Origin of the sequence: Paraburkholderia sp. RL17-347-BIC-D, from assembly GCF_046027915.1 — a bacterium.
Taxonomy (GTDB): Bacteria; Pseudomonadota; Gammaproteobacteria; order Burkholderiales; family Burkholderiaceae; genus Paraburkholderia.
The window spans coordinates 64,487-84,875 of the sequence record NZ_JARESS010000011.1; the positions used below are offsets into that span (position 1 = coordinate 64,487).

Here is a 20,389-nt window from a genome sequence, read left to right on the forward strand (position 1 = left end):
GCGGCGCGCCGCATCGTTCGTCCCGCATGGCTGGTTCATCGGCAATCATATAGTGCGATGGAGCCCGCGCGGGTACAGCGCTTGCTCCCTTGTTTCGGTGCGTCAGACCGGATTTCCCCACCGGCACGCCCCCGAACGCAAGGAGCAGATTCTCATGGCAGGTAAAACGAACACGCCGAAGCCCGCAGCGAAGAACGCGCAGGCGAATATTCCGCAAGCGGATCCGAAATCGAAGGATCTCGAACAGTTTCGAGTCAATCCTGAAGGCCAGGCGCTGAGAACCAATCAGGGCGTCAAGATCTCCGACAATCAGAACAGCCTGCGCGCGGGTCCGCGCGGCCCCTCGTTGCTCGAAGACTTCATCATGCGTGAAAAGATCACGCACTTCGACCACGAACGCATTCCCGAGCGCATCGTGCATGCGCGCGGCTCGGCGGCGCACGGCGTGTTTCAGGTGTACGAGTCGATGAAGGAGTACACCAAGGCCGCGTTCCTGCAGGATCCCGCCGCACAGACGCCGGTTTATGTGCGCTTTTCCACGGTGCAGGGCCCGCGCGGTTCCGCCGACACGGTGCGCGACGTGCGCGGCTTTGCCGTGAAGTTCTATACGCAGGAAGGTAATTACGATCTGGTCGGCAACAATATGCCGGTGTTCTTCATTCAGGACGCCATCAAGTTTCCCGACTTCGTGCATGCGGTCAAACCCGAAGCGCCGAACGAAATGCCGACCGGCGGCTCCGCTCACGACACCTTCTGGGACTTCGTCTCGCTGGTGCCCGAATCCGCGCATATGGTGCTGTGGACCATGTCGGACCGCGCGATTCCGCGCAGTCTGCGCACCATGGAAGGCTTCGGCGTTCACACGTTCCGTTTCGTGAATGCGCAAGGCAAGGGACGCTTCGTCAAATTCCACTGGCGTCCGGTGCTGGGTTCGTACTCGCTGCTGTGGGACGAAGCGCAGAAGCTGGCCGGCAAGGATCCGGATTTCCATCGGCGCGATCTGTGGGAGTCGATAGAACGCGGCGATTTCCCCGAGTTCGAACTCGGCGTGCAGATCATTGAAGAAGCCGACGAGCATAAATTCGATTTCGATCTGCTCGATCCGACCAAGCTGATCCCGGAAGAAATCGTGCCGGTCAAGATCATCGGCAAGATGACGCTCAATCGCAATCCGGACAACTTCTTTGCCGAGACCGAACAGGTGGCGTTCCATCCGGGCCATATCGTGCCGGGTATCGACTTCTCGAACGATCCGCTGTTGCAAGGCCGTTTGTTCTCGTACACGGATACGCAGATCAGCCGGCTGGGCGGCCCGAACTTCCACGAGATTCCGATCAACCGGCCGGTGTGCCCGTTCAATAACAATCAGCGCGACGCGATGCACCGCCAGGCGATCAACGTCGGCCAGGCCTCGTACGAGCCGAATTCGGTGAGTGGCGGCTGGCCGAAGGAAACCGATCCGGCGCCCTCGGATGGCGGCTTCGAAAGTTACCAGGAGCGCGTGGAAGGCACCAAGATCCGCGTGCGCAGCGAATCGTTCGCCGATCATTTTTCGCAGGCGGCGCTGTTCTACAACAGCATGTCCCAGCCGGAGAAAGACCATATCGCCGCAGCCTATCAGTTCGAACTCGGCAAGGTGACGAAGCCGGAAATTCGAGCGCGCGTGGTGAACGAGATTATCGCCAACTTCGACGCGAAGCTCGCCGCGCAGGTGGCTGAAGGTCTGGGTTTGCCGGCGCCTAAGAAAGGCACGGCGAAGCTGACCGGTCCCAAGGAATCGCCCGCGCTGAGTTTGCTCAACCGGGTGCAGCCGGGCATCAAGACCTGCAAGATCGCGTTGCTGGCCGCGCCGGGTTCCGATAGCGCAGCCATCAAGACGCTGCAGCAGGCGCTGCAAGGCGAAGGCGCGGCGCCCATGCTGATCGCGCCGACGCTTGCCGCGATCGACGGCATGGCGCCGGACGCCACGATTGCCGGCTTGCCGTCGATCATGTTCGACGCGGTGATCGTGGTGGGCGGCGACAAGGGCGCGAAGACGCTGGCGGAATCGGGCGACGCGCGGCATTTCGTGCTCGAGGCGTTCAAACATCTGAAGGCGATCGCGGCGATCGGCGCAGGGCGTGATGTGCTGACTGCCGCACATTTGCCGGACCATGCCGACGGCGTCGCAACCGGCGACGACAAGCAGGCCGCCGACGTGCTGAAGGCCTTCATCAAGGCGGTTGAGCAGCATCGCGTGTGGTCGCGTGCGAAGCAGGCTGAGACAGTGCCGGCTTAAAGGTCACAAGAGTCGTTAGAAAAAACCTGGCCGGTTCGCACCGGCCAGGTTTTTTTCATGACGCAGCCTTAAGGATTCACCCGCGTGCCATGCAGCCGATGCGTATTCTTCGGCGCGGCGGCCGCGGAAGCCGCGGCTGCCGACACGCCCGCCGGACCCTCGGGAATATCGCTAGGACGCGAGGCCTGCACCGTCTGCGGATACAGCACGAGCAACGCGCGTAGCACGCCATTGGTCCAGCCGAAACCATCCTGCAGCGGATACTCGCCACCACCCGCCGAAACGCCGGGCGTGGCCGCGTCGATATCGTATTTCTCGACGAGCTTGCCGGTGTGCTGGTAGTACGACACATTGGTCTTGATCCAGCGCGTGGCGATGGTTTGCGCAAGCGCCGCTTCGCTGTAGCGCCGCAAGCCGATCACCGCCAGGTACTGCAATGGCGCCCAGCCGTTCGGCGCGTCCCACTGCTGGCCCGTCGCCGCTTGTGTGGTGGCGAGTCCGCCCGGGCGCAGCAATTCGCGCTGCAGCGTAGCGGCGACCGTTTTCGCCTGCTGACGGCTGGCTATCCCCGTATACAACGGATAGACCGTCGCGGCAGTGAGCCTGTGCGTGAGCGTGTGATGCACGAAGTCGTAGTCGCCGAATGCCTGCAATTGCGGGTCCCACAGCAAGCGGCGAATGGCTTCGGCGCGCGAGGCGGCGCGCTGCTCCATATTTTCCGCATGCGTGACGTCGCCGCGCAGACGATAGGCCTTGGCCAGCGTGCGCTCAAGATCGGCCAGCAGGCAATTCAGATCGACGGGCACGAGTGAAGTCACGTCCACGGTAGCGAGCGTCTTGCCGTCCGCGAACCAGCGCGAGCTGAAATCCCAGCCGGTTTCGCCGCCGGCGCGCAGATTGCGCCAGAGATCCGCGGAATCCCGTTGTGGGGTCTGCTGCGCGGTGAGGACGTCTTCGCGATACGACTCGTCGCGCGGCGTGGCGCGTTCGTCCCAATAGCGGTTGAGCAACGTGCCGTCGGTCATGCGCACCACATGCCGGTTCGCGTGGCCGGCGGCCAGGCCATCGCTGCCGTCCATCCAGTAGGCGTACTCGCGCTGCAACTCGGGCAAATACTGCGCGTAGACGGCGTCACCATCCTTTTCGGCGACGAGCCGCACCATCTGCGCGAAGAACGGCGGCTGCGAGCGGCTCAGGTAGTAGGTGCGATTGCCGTTCGGAATATGGCCGTAGCGGTCGATCAGGGTTGCGAAGTTCTTCAGTTCGTCGACGACCAGCGCATGCTGTCCGCTCTGTTCGAGGCCGAGCATGATGAAATACGAGTCCCAATAGTAGATCTCATCGAAGCGGTCGCCCGGCACGATATACGCGTACGGCAGCGGCAGCAGCGAGGACCATGGGCTTGCGGTCGCATCCGGCTCGCGGCGCAGCACGTTCCAGAGTGTATCGATATGGCCCACCACGTCCTGATTCGGATCGGACACATAGACCTTCGCCGTGCGCGTGGGCAGCGTGAAATTGTGCTTCACGAAGTCGGCGAGATTGAAGTTGGGCTGTTGCCTGGCGGTGCTATACGCAGCCGCGATCTGCGCAGGCGCCGAAAGCGGCACCATGTCCGCGAAAGTTTTGCTGTCGGGATAGAGATGCGCGAGCTGCACATCACGATAGAGCGTCGGATATTGCTCGGACGGCGGGATGGGCACGACCGGCGAAGCTTCCGTGGGCGCCTCGACGTGCACGGTGGCGGCCACGATGCTGCCGTGTGCCGAGGGCGGCTCGGCAACCTGCGCCGCGCCGCTCAACGAGGCATGCCAGATGAACGCGGCGGCGAGGGCGATACGCAAGGGCGCGCGGGAGAAATCGGTGAGGGCGTGAGAAGGCATCGGCTACCGGAAGAGAGTGGACGGCGATCGGTTGATCGAAGAGAGCGGATTTGCATTCCTCGCACGATTGACCCGCGTGAGCGGCGCAAAGTTGCGTGAGTCGGCAACAGGCCCGTCCAGCAAGCCTGAACCGCTGACACGCGCCTCAAAAACAACCCCCATCCTGTATGATTACGCGCGTCGCATCGCGACAAAATGAATCACACGAAATACCCGAAAAATATTCCGAATCGACTCGATTCGCCAAGCCGAAGACAGAAAAAATGACCGCATCCCAGGCCGTCGACCAGAATCGTTTTCGCAGCATCATTCGCCGCAACATTGCCTTGCCTCTGGGTGTCGGCCTGGTCACGATGGCCGTCTTCGTTGGACTGATTGCCTACCTGGTCTCGACCATGAATTGGGCCGAGCATTCCGAGCGCGTGATCGGCCAGGCCAATGAAATGCTGCGCCTCGCGGTCGACCGCGAGACCTCGATGCGAGGCTTCCTGATCACGGGCGACGAGAGCTTCCTCGCGCCTTATGAAGCCGGCGGCCCGCGCTTCAAGACGCAGATCGAGGCCTTGCAGGAGATGGTCGCCGACAACCCGCCGCAAGTCGAGAAGCTCAAGCAGATCGAGGCCATTCAGCAACGCTGGAGCCGTTTCGCGGAAGAGATGATCGACGCACGCCGTCGGAATCAGAATTTCGAGGACGCCTTGGCGAGCGGTCGCGGCAAGACCGAATTCGACGAAACGCGCCGTGAATTTGCAGAGTTTCTCGACGTCGAGTTGCGCTTGCGTCAGGAGCGCAGTGAAGCGACGCGCCGAGTCACCACCACGCTGGTGAGCGTGTTCCTGCTGTTCAGCCTGAGCGTGAGCGGCCTGCTCGCGTGGATGGGCCGGCGCGAACTGATGGGCCTGTCGACCACGTATGACGGCGCGCTGCGCCAGCAGGCCGAACAGACCGAGATGCTGCAAGGGCAAGTGTGGTTGCGCTCGGGGCAGCGCCTGCTTGCGGAAAAGGTGGTCGGTCAGGCGACTTCGCCGCTGGTGGGCCGTGCGATGCTCGACTTTCTCGCGCAATATCTGGACGCCGCCGTGGCCGCGCTCTACGTGCGCGACAGGCAGCACGGCGCGCTACGGCGCATCGCAACTTATGGTTTCAGCCGCGAAAGCGAGCAGGCCAGCGCGCGCAATTTTGCCGAAGGCGAGACGCTTGTCGGCCAGGCGGCTCTCGCGCGCCGCACGCTGATCTTGCGCGACTTGCCGGCGAATTACGTGCAAGTGGTGTCCGCGACCGGCAGCAGCGCGCCGAAGAACCTGCTCGTCATGCCGATCGAAAACGACGGCGAGGTCAATGGCGTCGTCGAACTGGGCTTCATGCGCGAGTTGACCGCGCGTGACCAGGAGTTCATGGAACTGATCGCCAAGGGCATGGGCGACTTCGTCGAAGCCGCGTTGTATCGCGAGCGTCTGCAGGACGCGCTGGCCGAAACGCAACAGTTGAACGAAGAACTGCAGGTGCAGCAGGAGGAATTGCGCGTCTCCAATGAAGGACTCGAAGAGCGCGGCCGCGCGCTGATGGAATCGCAAACACGGCTCGAGGCGCAGCAGGCCGAGCTCGAACAGACCAACGTGCAGCTGGAGGAATACGCGCAACGTCTCGAGCGGCAGAAGTCCGATCTGCTGCGCGCGCAGGACGACCTCGCGGCCAACGCGGCGCGCCTCGAACAGTCGAGCCGCTACAAGTCCGAGTTCCTTGCCAACATGTCGCACGAACTACGTACGCCGCTGAACAGTTCGCTGATTCTCGCGAAGCTGCTGCAGCAGAACCGCACCGGCAATCTGACGGAAGAGCAGGTGCGCTACGCGGAAACGATTCATGCTTCCAACAGCGACTTGCTGGTGCTGATCAACGACATTCTCGATCTGTCGAAGGTCGAAGCCGGCCAGGTCACGGTCGAACTCGAAACGGTGTCGATCGACGCAACCCTGCAGGCGCTGGAGGAACTGTTCAGGCCGATGGCCAGCGCCAAGCATTTGCGTCTCGCGTTCGACCGCTCGCCGGGCACGCCGGATACCTTCATCACCGACGGCCAGCGCGTCACTCAGATTCTGCGCAACCTGCTTTCGAACGCGGTGAAATTCACCGAACGCGGCGAGGTGGCGCTCTCGGTGGCACCGGCCGAAGGCGACATGCTGCGTATCGACGTGCGCGACTCCGGCATCGGCATCGCGGCGGACAAGCTGGACATGATCTTCGAAGCGTTCCAGCAGGCCGACGGTTCCACCAGCCGACAATACGGCGGTAGCGGCTTGGGCTTATCGATTTCGCGCGAGTTTTCGCGCTTGCTGGGCGGCCGGATCACCGTCGCCAGCGAGGTCGGCAAGGGCAGTGTGTTCACGCTGTGGTTGCCGCTCGATGCAGAGGCGGCCTTGAACGCAAGCCAGGGCGCGCAGCCGGCGCCGGCGCCGGCCTTCGCCTCGGCTCAGACGTCAGCCGGCGCGCCGGCCGCGGCCGAATCGACGATGGAACCGCTGCTCGTGCGCCCGTCTTCGGGCGGCAGCCAGCCCACGGTGATCACGCCGGCCAATGGCCTGACGAGCGGCTTCATCAACGGCAACGCGCCCGAAACCACCAACGGCCCGATTGCCGACGACCGCGACAACCGCACGCGCGCCGGCCGTCTGATCGTCGCGGTGGAAGACGATCTCGCCTTCGCCGAAATCCTGCGCGATCTGACGCACGACCTCGACTTCGACTTCGTCCACGCCAGCAGTGCCGCCACCGGTCTCGCCCTCGTGCGCGACATGCGCCCGGCGGCGGTGCTGCTCGACGTCGGCCTGCCGGACCGTTCCGGCCTGACCGTGCTGGAATGGCTGAAGAACGATCCGCTCACGCGTCATATCCCGATCCACATCGTCTCGGCCACCGATCACGCCGACAAGGCGCTGCATCTCGGCGCCATCGGCTATACGCTCAAGCCGACCGCGCGCAGCACGATGGAAGCCGCGATCCGCCGCCTCGAAGCGCGTCTGCAGCAGCGCCTCAAACGCGTGCTGGTGATCGAGGACGACGCGCCGATGCGCGAAAGCATTCGCGCGCTCCTGCAAAGCGAGAACACCGAGATCGTTGCAGTCGCAACCTTGGCCGAAGCGCTGGAGTATCTGGGCAAATTCACCTTCGACTGCGTGGTGACCGATCTCGCGCTGCCCGACGGCACCGGCTACGATCTGCTCGAACGGCTCGCCGCGAACACCGCGCATGCCGCGCTGCCAGTGATCGTCTACACGGGCCGCATGCTGTCCGACGAGGAAGAGCACCGCCTGCGCCGCTATTCGAAATCGATCATCATCAAGGGCGCGAAGTCGCCCGAGCGCCTGCTCGACGAGGTGACTCTGTTCCTGCATAGCGTGGAGTCGTCGCTCGCGCCCGAGCAGCAGCGCATGCTGCGCACGGTGCGGCAGCGCGACAATGCCTTCGAGGGCCGCACGATCCTGCTGGCCGAAGACGACGTCCGCAATATTTTCGCGCTCTCGCACGTGCTGGAGCCGCTCGGTGCGAAACTGCAGATTGCGCGCAACGGCCGCGAAGCGCTCGAAGCGCTGGAAAACGGGCCCGAAGTGCATCTGATCCTGATGGACATCATGATGCCGGAGATGGACGGTTTGACCGCGATGGGCGAGATTCGCCGCAATCCGCGCTTTGCTCATCTGCCGATCATCGCGCTGACGGCAAAGGCCATGGCGAACGACCGCACGCGCTGCCTCGAAGCCGGCGCGGACGACTACGTCTCGAAGCCGATCGACGTGGACAAGCTGGTCGCGCTATGCCGCGTCTGGTTGCGGCAACGGTAGCAGGAACACGGGAACAGAATGAGCCAGTCAGAATTCGACGCGCCGCAACGCATCAGCGACTTCGACATCGAGTTGAAGCTGCTGCTGGAGGCGGTGTATCTCAAGTATCAGCACGACTTCCGGCACTACGCGATGTCGTCGCTGCGGCGCCGCCTGTCGCAGGCGCTCGAGGAATTCGGGCTGAAGACACTGTCGCAGTTGCAGGACCGCATCATGCGCAACGGCGACGAGTTTTCGCGGCTGTTCCAGTACCTCACGGTCCAGGTCAGCGAGATGTTTCGCGACCCGGCGTATTTCCTCGCGCTGCGCGAACACGTGCTGCCGCGCTTGCGCACCTATCCGTCGATCAAGGTGTGGGTAGCGGGATGCAGCACGGGCGAAGAACTCTGGTCGCTGAAAATCCTCTTCGACGAGGAGGGCCTGACCGAGCGCACGCTGTTCTACGCGACCGACATCAACCCGGACGCGCTGGCGCGCGCCGAGTCCGGCATCTACGCGCTGGACCGGATTCAGGGCTTCACGCAGAACTATCTGGCGGCCGGCGGCAAGCGTTCGCTGTCCGACTACTATCATGCTGCCTATGGCGGCGCGCGCTTTGCGGGCTCGCTGAAGGAGCGCGTGGTGTTCGCCGACCACAGCCTGTCCACCGACGAAGTCTTTCTCGAAGCGCATCTGGTGTCGTGCCGCAACGTGCTGATCTATTTCGATCGCGGCTTGCAGGATCGCGCGCTGGGTCTGTTCGAGAACGCGCTCGTGCGGCGTGGTTTTCTGGGCTTGGGCAGCAAGGAAAGTTTGCGTTTTTCCCGTCATTACGAAGCGTTCGACGAATTCCGTCCGAGCGAACGCATTTATCAGAAGCGCTAGCACGCTCACCATGCCACGCTCACCTGTCCAGCCAGCCGTCGATTCCGAACCGCGCGCCGAAGCGGCGCGCGGCTACGAGCTCGTCGTGATCGGCGGGTCGGCGGGCGGCATCGAAGTGCTGAACGTGCTGCTCGGCGCGCTGCCCGCGGACTTCGCGCCGGCCGTTTTGATCGTCACGCACCTGCCGCCCGATCCGCCGAGCTACCTGGTGGATGCGTTCGCGCATCGCTGCGCGTTGCCGGTGCTCGAGCCCGATGCGGGCGAACGCATCATGCCGGGCCGCGTGCACATTGCGCCACCGGGCTACCACATGCTGGTGGAGGTGGACCGCACCGTCGCGCTGTCGACCGACGCCGCCGTGCGCTTTTCGCGTCCCTCGATCGACGTGCTGTTCGAGTCGGCCGCCCCCGTGTATGGCGAACGCCTGCTGGCGCTGCTGCTCTCCGGCGCCAACGACGACGGCGCGCAAGGCCTGAAGCGCGTGCGCGCGTTCGGCGGCACGGCCTGGGTGCAGGCGCCGGACTCCGCTGCTTCCCCCGAGATGCCGCGCGCCGCGATTGAACGCGGCGTGGCGGATTTTATTTACACTCCCGAAACCATGGCCCGGCGGCTTGCCGCATTGCCGGCCTCTTTCTGACCCGATGCCATGACGAACTCACCTGTGAACATTCTGATCGTCGACGACATCGTCCACAACATCACGGCGCTCGAAGCCTTGCTGGCACGGCCGGATCTCGCCGTGCTGGTGGCCGACTCGGGCACGGCGGCGCTCGACCTGCTGCTCAAGCACGAAGTCGCGCTGGCGATTCTCGACGTCAACATGCCCGGCATGAACGGCTTCGAACTGGCCGCGCTGATGCGTGGCAGCCCGCGCACCTCGCACGTGCCGATCATCTTTCTGACGGCAACCGCGCAGGATGCGTCGCGCACGTTCCGCGGCTACGAAGCCGGCGCGGTCGACTTTCTCTACAAACCGTTCGATCCGCGGATTCTGCAATCCAAGGTCGATGTGTTCGTGCAGCTCGAACAGCAGAAGCGCCAGCTCGCGGCGCAACTCGTCACCACGCGGCAGATGCTCGAAGCCAACGAGATGCTGATGGCGGTGCTGAGTCACGACTTGCGCACGCCGCTCGGCGCGGTGCTGGCGTCGGCGGAATATCTGATGCGCACGGCGGCCGACGAACAGTCGGTGACAGTGGCCGCGCGGGTGAAGAACAGTTCGCTGCGCATGGCGCGCATGGTCGACCAGTTGCTCAATCTCGCGCGTTTGCAGGGCGGGCGCCTGCCGTTGCAACCGCGCTCGATCGAACTGGCGACGCTGTGCCGTTCCGTGATCGACGAATTCGCGTCGCGCGAGAACGGCAAGCAGATCGTGTTCGCGAGCCGCGGCAATACATCGGGCGCGTGGGACACGGACCTGGTCTGGCAGGCTGTGTCGAATCTGGTGAGCAACGCGCTGCATCATGGCGCGCCGGGCAGCGATATCGGCGTCGAGGTGGATGGCGAAGCGGTCGAGTCCGTGCGTCTGAAGGTCGCCAATCGCGGCACGATTCCGGCCGAGGTGTTTCCGCATCTGTTCAAGGCGTTTGGCCCGAACAACAGCGGTGCGCGCTCGCGCGAAGGGCTGGGGCTCGGCCTGCATATCGTGCAGGAGATCGCGCGGATGCACGGCGGCAATGTCAGCGTGCATTCCGACGAAGCGATAGGGACGATCTTTACGATCGAGTTGCCGAGAATGGTGACGTTCCAGCGCGGGTCGTTTACGGGCAAGTAAGCGCCCGATGTCACCGGCAGGGTCCGGTAATCAGCGGGCGAGATGCGTCACGGGGGCCGGCTTCACGGTAGGAAATGCCCAGGCCGTCGATCTCGATGCTGCGATAGCGCATGTCCGCGCATGTCGATGTGATGCCAGTGCTCCTTGCTCAGTCAGTGAGATCACGCGTTCTGGACAACTGTAGGCGTTCTTGCAGACCACCGGAAACAGTCCCGCGTTGCGCTGTGCTACGCTTGGCGAACCGAACCCCTTGCACAGCGACCCGACTCTCATCATGCGTTCCTGGCGCATCTCTGCACCGCACCGCAACGAACAGATCAGCACCTCGCGCGCGACCGAGCTCGTCATGTCGATCTCGCACGCGGATGCCGACGCGCTCGCCGCCAGCATCCTCAGAACCGTCGGCGATACGCTGCCTGTCTCGCAGTGCACCATCTTCGCCTATGAATTCGACGCGAGGCCGCGCACCGTGTCAGCCGCCGATCATCGCGGCGGCCGCTTTCTGCGCGACGTCGCCGATCGCTACGCCACGCACTTTTATGCCCTCGACGGCAATCGCGCGATTATCGGCCGTTCGCATGAAAAACCGGCGCGCGACGCGTTGGTGCTGCACCAGCAACAAAGCGAAGAGATCGAAAACGAAGCGTATCGCGCGGCCTGTTACGCGCAGCCGAATGTGTCCGACCGGCTATCGCTGCTCGTGCAGCCGATGGAAAGCGTCTGGCTGTCGATCAATCTGTATCGCGACCGCGCCTATGGCGTGTTTCAGCCGGGCGAGCTGGAACGCGTCGAAAGCCTCGCGCATCTGTTCGCGCACGCGGCGAAGAGTCATTACGCGCTGAATGGACAGCATCAGCAGGGTTCGGCCGCCGCGATGCTGGCGCGGGTCAGACGCGCTTGCCCGGCACTCACGCCGCGCGAACTCGATGTGTTGCGCGGCACGCTCGAAGGCGCCGGCGCCGCGGAAATCGCTGTGCAAATGGGCGTCAAGCCTGCCAGTGTGGTCACCTATCAAAAGCGCGCTTACGCGCGCCTTGGCATCTCTAGCCAGCGCCAGTTGTTCGCGCTGTGCATGGTGCCCGAGCGGGCTTGAGCCGACGCGTTCAGCAGTCGCCTGTCACGCACGCTTAGGCCGCACATCGGCCTGCGTCTCGCGATCCCAGCGCTTCAGCCACGGCATGATGAAATCCGCGAAACCATCGGCGGGCGGCGACAATGCGCGCTCGGTGGAACGATACACGCACACCTCGCGGATCGTTTCGGGATCGACGATGCGCTTCATTACCAGCCCGAAGGTCCGCGCCAGCGGCGCGACATAGGCGGGCGCGAGCGTAACGGCCAGCCCTTGCGAGGCCAGGCCGAACGCCGTGGTGACGTTGTCCACCACGTCCACCGGAATGATGCGCGCCTCCGCCGGCAGATTGGCCAGCATTTGACCGACCGCGCGTTCGTGGTCGCGGCCGGTGGCGACGATCGGCACCTCGCGCAAATGCGGCCACAGCACGCGGCGGCGCGCGTTCAACGGATGGCTCGGCGCGCACCACATCACCCACGGACTCGCGAACGCCGGGTCGCATCGCACGCGTGTGCCGCTTGGCCGGTCGGGGCCGATCGCGAGGTCCACGTCGCCGCTTTCCACGCGTTCCACCAGTTGCTCGACCACGGTGTCGCAAATGCGCACGACCACCTTCGGCTTGTCGCGCGCATATTCGGCGATGGCCGCGGGCAGCGCGGTCGCCGCCAGCACCAGCGGCGCGCCGATCCGCACGATGCCCGCGGCGCGGTTGCGGATATCGTCGGCGGATTGCGCGGCGGCGCGCACGTGGCGCAGCACCGATTCCGCCGACGATAGAAAATCCTGCCCCGCGCTCGACAGATTCACGCGCCGCGTGGTTCGGTCGAAGAGGCGAAAGCCGAGTTCCGCTTCGAGGTCGGCCAGCAACTGGCTGACCGCCGACGAAGTCAGGCCGAGCCGGTCCGCCGCCGCGCCGATGCTATGCAAATCGACGATGGCGAGAAACGCTTCGAACTGACGGATGGTGACGCGCGTGAGTGGCATTCGGCGATTCTAAAGAAAAACTAACGAATCGTGAAAAATCGATTGATTGTGCGCCGTGCGCCATGCGCGGAGACTTCTCCTAATCGACGCACCCAGCCAAACCCGCTTAGACTTCGGTCTCGCTCTGTCGACCAGAGTTGGCGCCTTCGTGCTTACTCCGGTCCCATGCAAGTGAATTGCCGTCTGAGCCAGGCCGGCACGCAAGCCGGTTCACGCCGGGCTGTCGTTACGCCACACCAAGCGTCACACCAAGGCCGCAGCGCGGCCGCATTCAAGGAATTGCCATGTTCGACCACATTCCCGCTTACCCAGGCGACCCGATTCTGAGCCTGAACGAAGACTTTCAACTCGACCCGCGCACCAACAAGGTCAATCTGAGCATCGGCATCTATTTCGACGACGCCGGCAAGCTGCCGGTGATGGACGCCGTGCGCCGCGCCGAAACCGCGCTGCTCGATTCGATCGGCCCGCGCTCGTATCTACCGATGGCTGGCCTGCCGCTCTATCGCGACGCGGCGCAGGCGCTGGTATTCGGCGCGGACAGCGAGGCGCGCAAAGCAGGCCGGATCGCGACGCTGCAAACCATCGGCGGCTCGGGCGCGCTCAAGGTCGGCGCCGATTTCCTGAAGCGCTATTTCCCCAGCTCGCAGATCTGGATCAGCGATCCGAGCTGGGAAAACCATCGCGTCGTGTTCGAAGGCGCGGGGCTGACGGTCAACACCTACCCGTATTACGACGAACACACCGGCGGCTTGCGTTTCGCCGACATGATCGAGACGATCGGCCGCTTGCCTGAACAGAGCGTCGTGCTGCTGCACGCGTGCTGCCACAACCCGACCGGCGTCGATCTGAGCCCGGCGCAATGGGCCGAGCTGGTGCCGGTCTTGCAGCGCCGCAAGCTGATCGCTTTCGTCGATATGGCTTATCAGGGTTTCGGAGCCGGTCTGGAAGAAGACGCCGCCTGCGTGCGTCTGCTGGCCGACGCGGGCATTCCGTTGATCGCCGCGAATTCGTTCTCGAAGAATTTCTCGCTGTACGGCGAGCGCGTCGGCGCGTTGAGCGTGGTTTGCAAGAGCGCGGAAGAGGCCGGCCGCGTGCTCGGCCAATTGATGTCGACGGTGCGCGCGAACTACAGCAATCCGCCGACGCACGGCGCGCGGCTCGTCGCCAACGTGCTCGCGGATGCGTCGTTGCGCGCTTCGTGGGAAGCGGAGCTCGCCACCATGCGCGAGCGGATTCTCGCCATGCGCGGAACGATTCACGCCGGACTCGCGGGCCGTGTGGACGAAGTGATGCGCGCGCGCTATGTCGCGCAGCGCGGCATGTTCACTTATACGGGTTTGAGCGAAAGCCAGGTGGAACGCCTGCGCAGCGAATACGCGGTGTATGTGCTGCGCTCCGGGCGCATGTGCGTGGCCGGTCTGAACGAACGCAATGCGGAGTATGTGGCGGCGTCGATCGCGGCCGTGGTGTCGGGCGCATAAGCGCGTTTTTTCGATCAAGAGAACGATAACAGCAACGATCTTGCATGGGATTGGAGTTGGCGCTAAAGCGCCAACTCTGGTCGACCGCTTTGCATGGGACCAGAGTAAGGCGCTAAAGCGCCAACTCTGGTCGACCGCTTTGCATGGGACCGGAGTAAGCGCTAAAGCGCCAACTCCGGTCGACAAGGGAGACCCAAATGACCACCCTCGACATACAAGCGCCGAGCGCGCCGAAGGCCCACTCGATGCATCCGGACGAATGGCATGCACGCGTGCAGCTTGCGGCGTGCTATCGGATCTTCGACATGCTCGGCTGGACCGAGATGATCTATAACCACATCACGCTGCGCGTCCCCGCCAGCGTGAGCGGCGGCGAGCGGCAGTTCCTGATCAACCCGTTCGGGCTGCACTACAGCGAAGTGACCGCGAGCAACCTCGTGAAGATCGATGCACAGGGACGCGTGCTCGATCACTCGCCGTATCCGGTGAATCCGGCCGGCTTCGTCGTGCATGCGGCGATTCACGAAGGCTTGCCCGACGCGCACTGCGTGATGCACACGCATACCACGGCAGGCGTCGCCGTGGCCTGTCTGGAAGACGGTCTGCAGCAGACCAATTTCTACAGCGCACAATTGCACGACCGCATTGCGTATCACGACTTCGAGGGCATCACGGTTCACGCCGAAGAAGGTCCGCGCCTCCTGAAGCACATCGGTGACAGGCAGGCGGTGATCTTGCGCAATCATGGCCTGCTTGCGTGGGGCCACACCTTGCCGCAAACTTTCGCGGTCCTGTGGACGCTCAACCGCGCCTGCGAAATCCAGATGGCGACATTCGCGATGGGCCGCGCACGGCCGGTGCCGGAAGACGTTGCGATTCGCTGCTCGCGCGACGCGCTGCAGTTCGATCCGCGTCACGGCGCGGGGCAGGACGTGTTCGATGCGTTGGTGCGGCGAGTGGACCGCATCGACGCCAGTTACAAGGATTGAAACGATGAAAGTAGCTATCTACGGCGCAGGCGCGATCGGCGGCTGGATGGGTGTGAAGCTCGCGCAGGCCGGCCATGACGTGAGCGTGGTGGCGCGCGGCGGGACGCTGAACGCGCTGCGCGAGCACGGCCTGCGTCTGATCGAAGGCGGCGTGACGCATGCCGTGAAGGTGATGGCGAGCGACAAGCCCGCGGACCTCGGCGTGCAGGATCTCGTCGTGGTCGCCGTCAAGGGACCGGCGATGGCGTCGGTGGCCGCGCAGATCGCGCCGCTGCTTGGCGCGCAAACGATCGTATTGACCGCGATGAACGGCGTGCCATGGTGGTTCTGCGACGGGCTCGGCGCGGACTTCGCCGGCAGGCGCCTGAAATCGATCGATCCCGACGGCGCGATTGCCGCCGCGATTCCGTCTGCGCAGACCGTGGGCTGCGTGGTGCACGCCAGTTGTCTGGTCGAAGCGCCGGGCGTGATCCGCCATCATCAGGGCAATGGGCTGATTATCGGCGAAGCGTCGGGGCAGTCGAGCGAGCGTGTCGCGGCGCTCATGGCCACGCTTGCGGCGGCGGGCTTCAATGCGTCGGTGTCGGCGCAGATCCAGCGCGACGTCTGGTACAAGCTGTGGGGCAATATGACGATGAATCCGATCAGCGCCATCACCGGCACGACCACCGACCGGATTCTCAGCGACGAGCTGGCGCGCAACTTCGTGACGAGCATCATGCTGGAGGCAAAGGAAATCGGCGCGCGCTTCGGCATTCCGATCGACCAGGAGCCGGCGGATCGCCACGAGGTCACACTGAAACTCGGCGCGATGAAAACCTCGATGCTGCAGGACGTGCAAGCGGGTAAAGCGGTCGAACTCGACGCGCTGGTGGCCGCGGTGCGCGAACTAGGACAACTGACAGGCGTAGCTACGCCATATACAGATGCGTTGCTCGGTCTCGCGCGTCTGCACGCGAGCACGCTGGGTTTGTATCCGAAGCAGTGACACCAGCCTCGATGAAAAGCCGCCGTGCCATGAGAGGCGCGGCGGCTTTTTTACGCCTTATGCCGTCACCGCGGTCGAAGCCGGCAGCCGTGCCGCTTCGATCAACGACAACGCGCGCCGCGGGTTGTCGAGTTCGGTCAGGCACAGCATCGCGAGGCGGGCCAGATACAACGGCGCCTGAGCTTCGCCTTCGTTCGTGAGGGTCTTGCAGAGCGTCGTGTAGACGAGATCGAGATCGCTATCGGTCATGAGGTGGGTCTCCTTTTGTTAAGTCGTCAGCGCCGTGCTGATGGCGCGCTGCGTGGCCGCGGCGCTGCCGTCCCGCCAGCGGGCGAGTACGTGGCCGTCGGGGCGGATCAGATAGACGGTGCCGGGCGTGGCGTCGAGCATGTCGTGCAGACGGCCGGTGTGGTCGATCACGTTTGAGCTCGTAGCGTTTTGCGTGTCGTTCCTGACCAGCATGACGGCTTTGAACGGAATCCCTTGTTCGGCCAGCGTGGTTTGCAATGGCTGCCACGCTGTGTGTTGCGCGGAGTCGTCGTTCGCGTTCGCGTTTGGACCGAAGCACAGCGCGGTGAAGCAAGGCCCGAGCAGATCCGTCAGATGAATATCGACGACCACGCCATCTTCCGTACGTTTGAGCCGGCATTCCGGCAACACCGTGCCGGGCACCGGGCCTTGCTTGAAAGCGTCGGCCACGTCGCCCGCGGCTTCGTTGAGCGGCGACTTCACATAGGCAATCGCATGTGTCTGCCGAGGATTGATCAGCGGACGCACGGCCGCATGATGCTCGGCGAGGCCAAGTACCGCGCGGCGCATCAGATCGAAGGCGAATGAGGGCGGCGCCATGAACTCCGTGCTCTTCATGCCGTAGCTCAGGTTCTCGCGTGCCGCGAACACGCGCTCGTCGCTGTAGCTGTCGAGCAGTCGCGGCGATGCCACGCCGTTCACCACGCAGGCCAGTTTCCAGCCGAGGTTGTCCGCGTCGTCGATACCGGAATTGGCGCCGCGCACGCCGAAAATCGGCACGAGATGCGCGGCGTCGCCCGCGAACAGCACCGCGCCGTGCCGGTAGCGTTCGAGCGTTAGCGCGTTGGCCTTGTAGACGGTGATCCAGATCGGCGACCATGCGCCGGTTTCGCCCATCGAGTCGAGCACGCTCTGCACGCGCGGCATGACGTTCTCGGGCTGCACGGCGGCTTCCGGGTCTTCGTCGTCGCGAAGCTGATAGTCGATGCGCCAGACGTTGTCGGGCTGCTTGTGCACCAGCACCGTCGAGCCGGGGTTGGAGGGCTGATCGAAATACGCGAGACGCTCGGTGGCGCGTGCGCTGTCCAGTTCGATGTCCACGATCACGTAGCGGCCTTCATATGTGGTGCCGGTGAGCTTGAGGCCGAGCGCCTCGCGGATCGTGCTGCGGCCGCCGTCGCAGGCGACCACCCAGTCGGCGTGCATCTGCCACGCGGTGTCGCCGGTGCGCAGCGCGAGCGTCGCCCCGCCCGTGCTTTCCAGGTTCCCGCGGCCGCCTTCCGCCGCGTGCTGTTCGATGCCGGTCACGCGCGTCTGCCAGCGGATCTCGATCAGATCGGCATGCCGTTCCACCTCGTCGAGCAGCAACTGTTCGATCTGGTATTGCGCGATGTTGATCATCGGCGGCAGCGATTGCTCGTCGTCCTGATGCATGGCGAAGCGGAACACTTCGGTGTCGCGGTAGAAGCTGCGGCCGCCCGTCCACGGCAAGCCTTTTTGCAGGAAGCCTTGCACGACGCCGAGTCGCTTGAATATCTCCAGACTGCGCCGCGAGATGCAGATCGCGCGGCTGCCGGTGCACACACCGTCGTCGGCTTCGATCAGCACCGAGCGCACGCCCTGGCGAGCCAGCGCGAGCGCCAGCGTCATGCCGACCGGCCCGCCGCCGACGATCGCCACGGACCGCCTGAGCGGGTCGCGCCCGTCGACGAGCGATGGCACCACGCCCTCATAGTGACGAGGCGAAAACGGATAGGGTTTGAAGGGGCGGCTCATGCGTGTCTCCTGGATCTTCGATGCCGGGAATTGCCCGCCGGGGCTGGTTAGCTCTTCAAGGCGGTGCGAATCGATAACGAAGTATGAAGGAGGGCGCGCGTGCGGCTGTCCTCATTTTGGGTACAAAGAGCGGGGCAAGGCCGCGGCGGCGAAGCAGGCTCTCAGTCCGCTCCGCCCACATGCGAAGGCTGGCGCGCATGCTGCAGGCTCGAGGCCGCCTGGCATTCCTCGATCATCGCGCGGAAGGTGGGGGCCGCGTGCGAAGCGCCGGTCGCGCCCGTCTCCGGCCCGCCTTCCGGCGCGCCGCCGACGCCGACCACCAGCGTCGCCCGCGGCCGCCATTCGCGCGTGCGCCGCAGCATGTTGCGCAGATACGGCGGCGATTCCGGCGCATCGAGCGAGACGATGCAGATGATCGGCGCGTCCTTGAAGCTCGGTTCGTCGGCGCGTGCGCTGCGATAACCCGAGTGCGTGGCCATCATCGGCGCGAGGCCCTGGCGGCCGAGCAACTGCACGGCGATCGCGGTGGTGACTTCGTCGAACGAACCGCGTCCGGGTACGCACAGCACGGACGTTTTTTCGGTTTCACGGCGCATCTGTGGCTGCGCTGAAATGTGGCTATCGTGGCGCTCGGAAAGATCGGCCGAGGCCGAAGCGAGCAGCGCGCTCGCGGTGTCAGCGGGTTCGCTGCGCGCGAGGCGGTCCGGCAAGCCGTCCGCGATTTCCAGGTTTTCGACGATGTCCACCAGCGCGTCGTTGATACGCTGCAACTGGTCCGGCATCAGCACGCCGCGCATCGCGTCGTTGCGGGCGAGCTTGAGGCCTTCGAGCGCGACCTTGTCGTAGTAGTCGATCAGCGACATCTCGCGCAACAGGCGCTCCGCCTGCACGATGGCCTCGTGCGGATCGTCCGCGAGCAGCCGCTGATAGAAGTTCTGCGCGGGCGTGAGCGCGGGCTGATCGCCCAGCAGCACCGTGAGAAAGTTCAGGCGGTCGGCGTAGCGCCCCAGCGTGACCACGCACAACGTGAGCGGCGTCGACAGCACGAGGCCGACCGGCCCCCACAGCCAGCTCCAGAAAATCGCCGCCACCACCACCGCGAGCGGCGACAGGCCGGAGCGGTGGCCATACAGCAGCGGCTCGGCGATCTGCCCCGCCACCACGTCGACGACGATGAACAGGATCAGCGTATAGACCGCCATGGTCCATTGCGGCTGAATCGCGGCCGCGAGGAACACGGCGAGAATCGCGGCGATCCAGATGCCGATATACGGCACGAAGCGCAGCAACGCGGCGATCACCCCGAACAGCAGCGCACCCGGCACACCGATGATGGCCAGACCGATAGCGATCACGCCGCCCGCGCTCAGATTCACACCGAGTTGCGCGACGAAGTAGCGGGAGAGGCGCACGGCGGCGTCGTTGATCGCGGTGGTGGTGCGGTGCAGATCGCGCGAGCCGAACAGACTGATCAAACGGTCGCGCAAATCCTCGCGTTGCAGCAGGATGAAAATCGTCACGACCAGCACGATAAAGGTCGTTTCGATCGGCGCGATGGCCGGCGACAACGCGCGTTGCGCGAGTTGCATCGGCGTGGGCGACGGCTCGTGCACCTCGACCTGCTGCGGCACGGCGGGCGCGTTGCGCGCGGCGCGTCCGGTGGGACGCGGCGGGTTCGGCTTGGGCGGGGCCACGCGCTGCAAGGCGACGGCGGCGCGGCTCATCAGCGAATCGGCGCGGCCGACGGTTTTCTCCTGGACCGTTTCGATTTTCTGCTCGATCGCCTCCTGATACTGCGGCAGATCGGCCGCGAGTTGCACCAGTTGCGCACCGATCAGCGCACCCACCGCGAGCAAGCTGGCCAATGCGAACAGCACGGCGATGAAGATCGACGGCAGTTGCCCCATATGGAAACGCCGCAACATCTGCACGAGCGGAGCGAGCAGGAAGCTGAGCAACACCGAGAGCGTGATCGGGATCAACACCGCGCGGCCGAAGTACAACCCGCACACCACCACCACGCCGGTAATCACCGACGCGAGGCCATGCAGACTGGGCGTGCCCGGCGGGTAAACGCGGTTTGGCCGCCCGTGCGGCGGTAAGGATATTTTCATGAGCACACTTTCCGATTGAGACGCGCTGTCGTTCTTATGCTCGCCGCTAGCGGACACAGAGAGGGAGTCCGGGCCATACGCATGAGCAATTC

The 20,389-nt window shown here is 64.4% G+C and carries 14 protein-coding genes; 9 read left to right on the forward strand and 5 right to left on the reverse strand.

Going from position 1 to position 20,389, the window contains the following annotated elements:
- The first annotated feature begins 154 nt into the window (after nt 1–154).
- The gene (gene katE, locus P0D96_RS17020; protein ID WP_408314439.1) at nt 155–2,278 is read left to right on the forward strand and encodes a catalase HPII; all 2,124 of its coding nucleotides are present in this window, start codon (nt 155–157) and stop codon (nt 2,276–2,278) included.
- A 68-nt stretch (nt 2,279–2,346) separates the two neighbouring features.
- Here the strand turns inward: katE and treF are convergent, their stop codons facing one another.
- Nucleotides 2,347–4,161 carry an alpha,alpha-trehalase TreF gene (gene treF / locus P0D96_RS17025; RefSeq protein ID WP_408314440.1) on the reverse strand — a complete coding sequence of 605 codons (1,815 nt, stop codon included), beginning with the start codon at nt 4,159–4,161 and terminating at the stop codon, nt 2,347–2,349.
- A 263-nt stretch (nt 4,162–4,424) separates the two neighbouring features.
- On the opposite strand from treF, the gene P0D96_RS17030 reads away from it, so the two are divergent.
- From P0D96_RS17030 to P0D96_RS17050, 5 genes are all read left to right on the forward strand, one after another.
- Nucleotides 4,425–8,000 (forward strand): response regulator, encoded by a 3,576-nt coding sequence (locus tag P0D96_RS17030; protein WP_408314441.1) that lies wholly within the window; start codon nt 4,425–4,427, stop codon nt 7,998–8,000.
- A gap of 18 nt (nt 8,001–8,018) precedes the next feature.
- Complete coding sequence (locus tag P0D96_RS17035; RefSeq protein ID WP_408180985.1) at nt 8,019–8,864, forward strand: CheR family methyltransferase; 846 nt, start codon at nt 8,019–8,021, stop codon at nt 8,862–8,864.
- 10 nt (nt 8,865–8,874) lie between these two features.
- On the forward strand, nt 8,875–9,501 hold the full coding sequence (locus P0D96_RS17040) for a chemotaxis protein CheB (protein WP_408290664.1): 627 nt from the start codon (nt 8,875–8,877) through the stop codon (nt 9,499–9,501).
- Between the two features lie 9 nt (nt 9,502–9,510).
- A complete protein-coding gene (locus tag P0D96_RS17045; RefSeq protein ID WP_132377348.1) occupies nt 9,511–10,638 on the forward strand; it encodes a hybrid sensor histidine kinase/response regulator in 1,128 nt (375 codons plus the stop codon).
- A 274-nt stretch (nt 10,639–10,912) separates the two neighbouring features.
- The gene (locus P0D96_RS17050; protein ID WP_132377347.1) at nt 10,913–11,731 is read left to right on the forward strand and encodes a helix-turn-helix transcriptional regulator; all 819 of its coding nucleotides are present in this window, start codon (nt 10,913–10,915) and stop codon (nt 11,729–11,731) included.
- Between the two features lie 24 nt (nt 11,732–11,755).
- Here the strand turns inward: P0D96_RS17050 and P0D96_RS17055 are convergent, their stop codons facing one another.
- Nucleotides 11,756–12,697, reverse strand: a complete 942-nt coding sequence (locus P0D96_RS17055; RefSeq protein ID WP_408314444.1) for a LysR family transcriptional regulator — start codon at nt 12,695–12,697, stop codon at nt 11,756–11,758.
- Nucleotides 12,698–12,981: 284 nt separating this feature from the next.
- Between P0D96_RS17055 and P0D96_RS17060 the strand changes: the two genes are divergently transcribed.
- The 3 genes from P0D96_RS17060 (at nt 12,982) to P0D96_RS17070 (ending at nt 16,158) form a co-directional block, all read left to right on the forward strand.
- Nucleotides 12,982–14,181: an amino acid aminotransferase gene (locus P0D96_RS17060; RefSeq protein ID WP_408290671.1), complete on the forward strand. Its 1,200-nt coding sequence runs from the start codon at nt 12,982–12,984 to the stop codon at nt 14,179–14,181.
- 197 nt (nt 14,182–14,378) lie between these two features.
- Nucleotides 14,379–15,170 (forward strand): class II aldolase/adducin family protein, encoded by a 792-nt coding sequence (locus P0D96_RS17065; RefSeq protein WP_132377344.1) that lies wholly within the window; start codon nt 14,379–14,381, stop codon nt 15,168–15,170.
- A 4-nt stretch (nt 15,171–15,174) separates the two neighbouring features.
- Nucleotides 15,175–16,158, forward strand: coding sequence for a 2-dehydropantoate 2-reductase (locus P0D96_RS17070; RefSeq protein ID WP_408314446.1), 984 nt, complete (start codon nt 15,175–15,177; stop codon nt 16,156–16,158).
- A gap of 57 nt (nt 16,159–16,215) precedes the next feature.
- Here P0D96_RS17070 and P0D96_RS17075 read toward each other — a convergent pair whose 3' ends face one another.
- The 3 genes from P0D96_RS17075 to P0D96_RS17085 form a co-directional block, all read right to left on the reverse strand.
- Nucleotides 16,216–16,407 carry a hypothetical protein gene (locus tag P0D96_RS17075; protein WP_132377342.1) on the reverse strand — a complete coding sequence of 64 codons (192 nt, stop codon included), beginning with the start codon at nt 16,405–16,407 and terminating at the stop codon, nt 16,216–16,218.
- An 18-nt stretch (nt 16,408–16,425) separates the two neighbouring features.
- Nucleotides 16,426–18,183: an FAD-dependent oxidoreductase gene (locus tag P0D96_RS17080; RefSeq protein ID WP_408314448.1), complete on the reverse strand. Its 1,758-nt coding sequence runs from the start codon at nt 18,181–18,183 to the stop codon at nt 16,426–16,428.
- 161 nt (nt 18,184–18,344) lie between these two features.
- A complete protein-coding gene (locus P0D96_RS17085; protein WP_132377340.1) occupies nt 18,345–20,297 on the reverse strand; it encodes an AI-2E family transporter in 1,953 nt (650 codons plus the stop codon).
- Nucleotides 20,298–20,389: the final 92 nt, after the last annotated feature.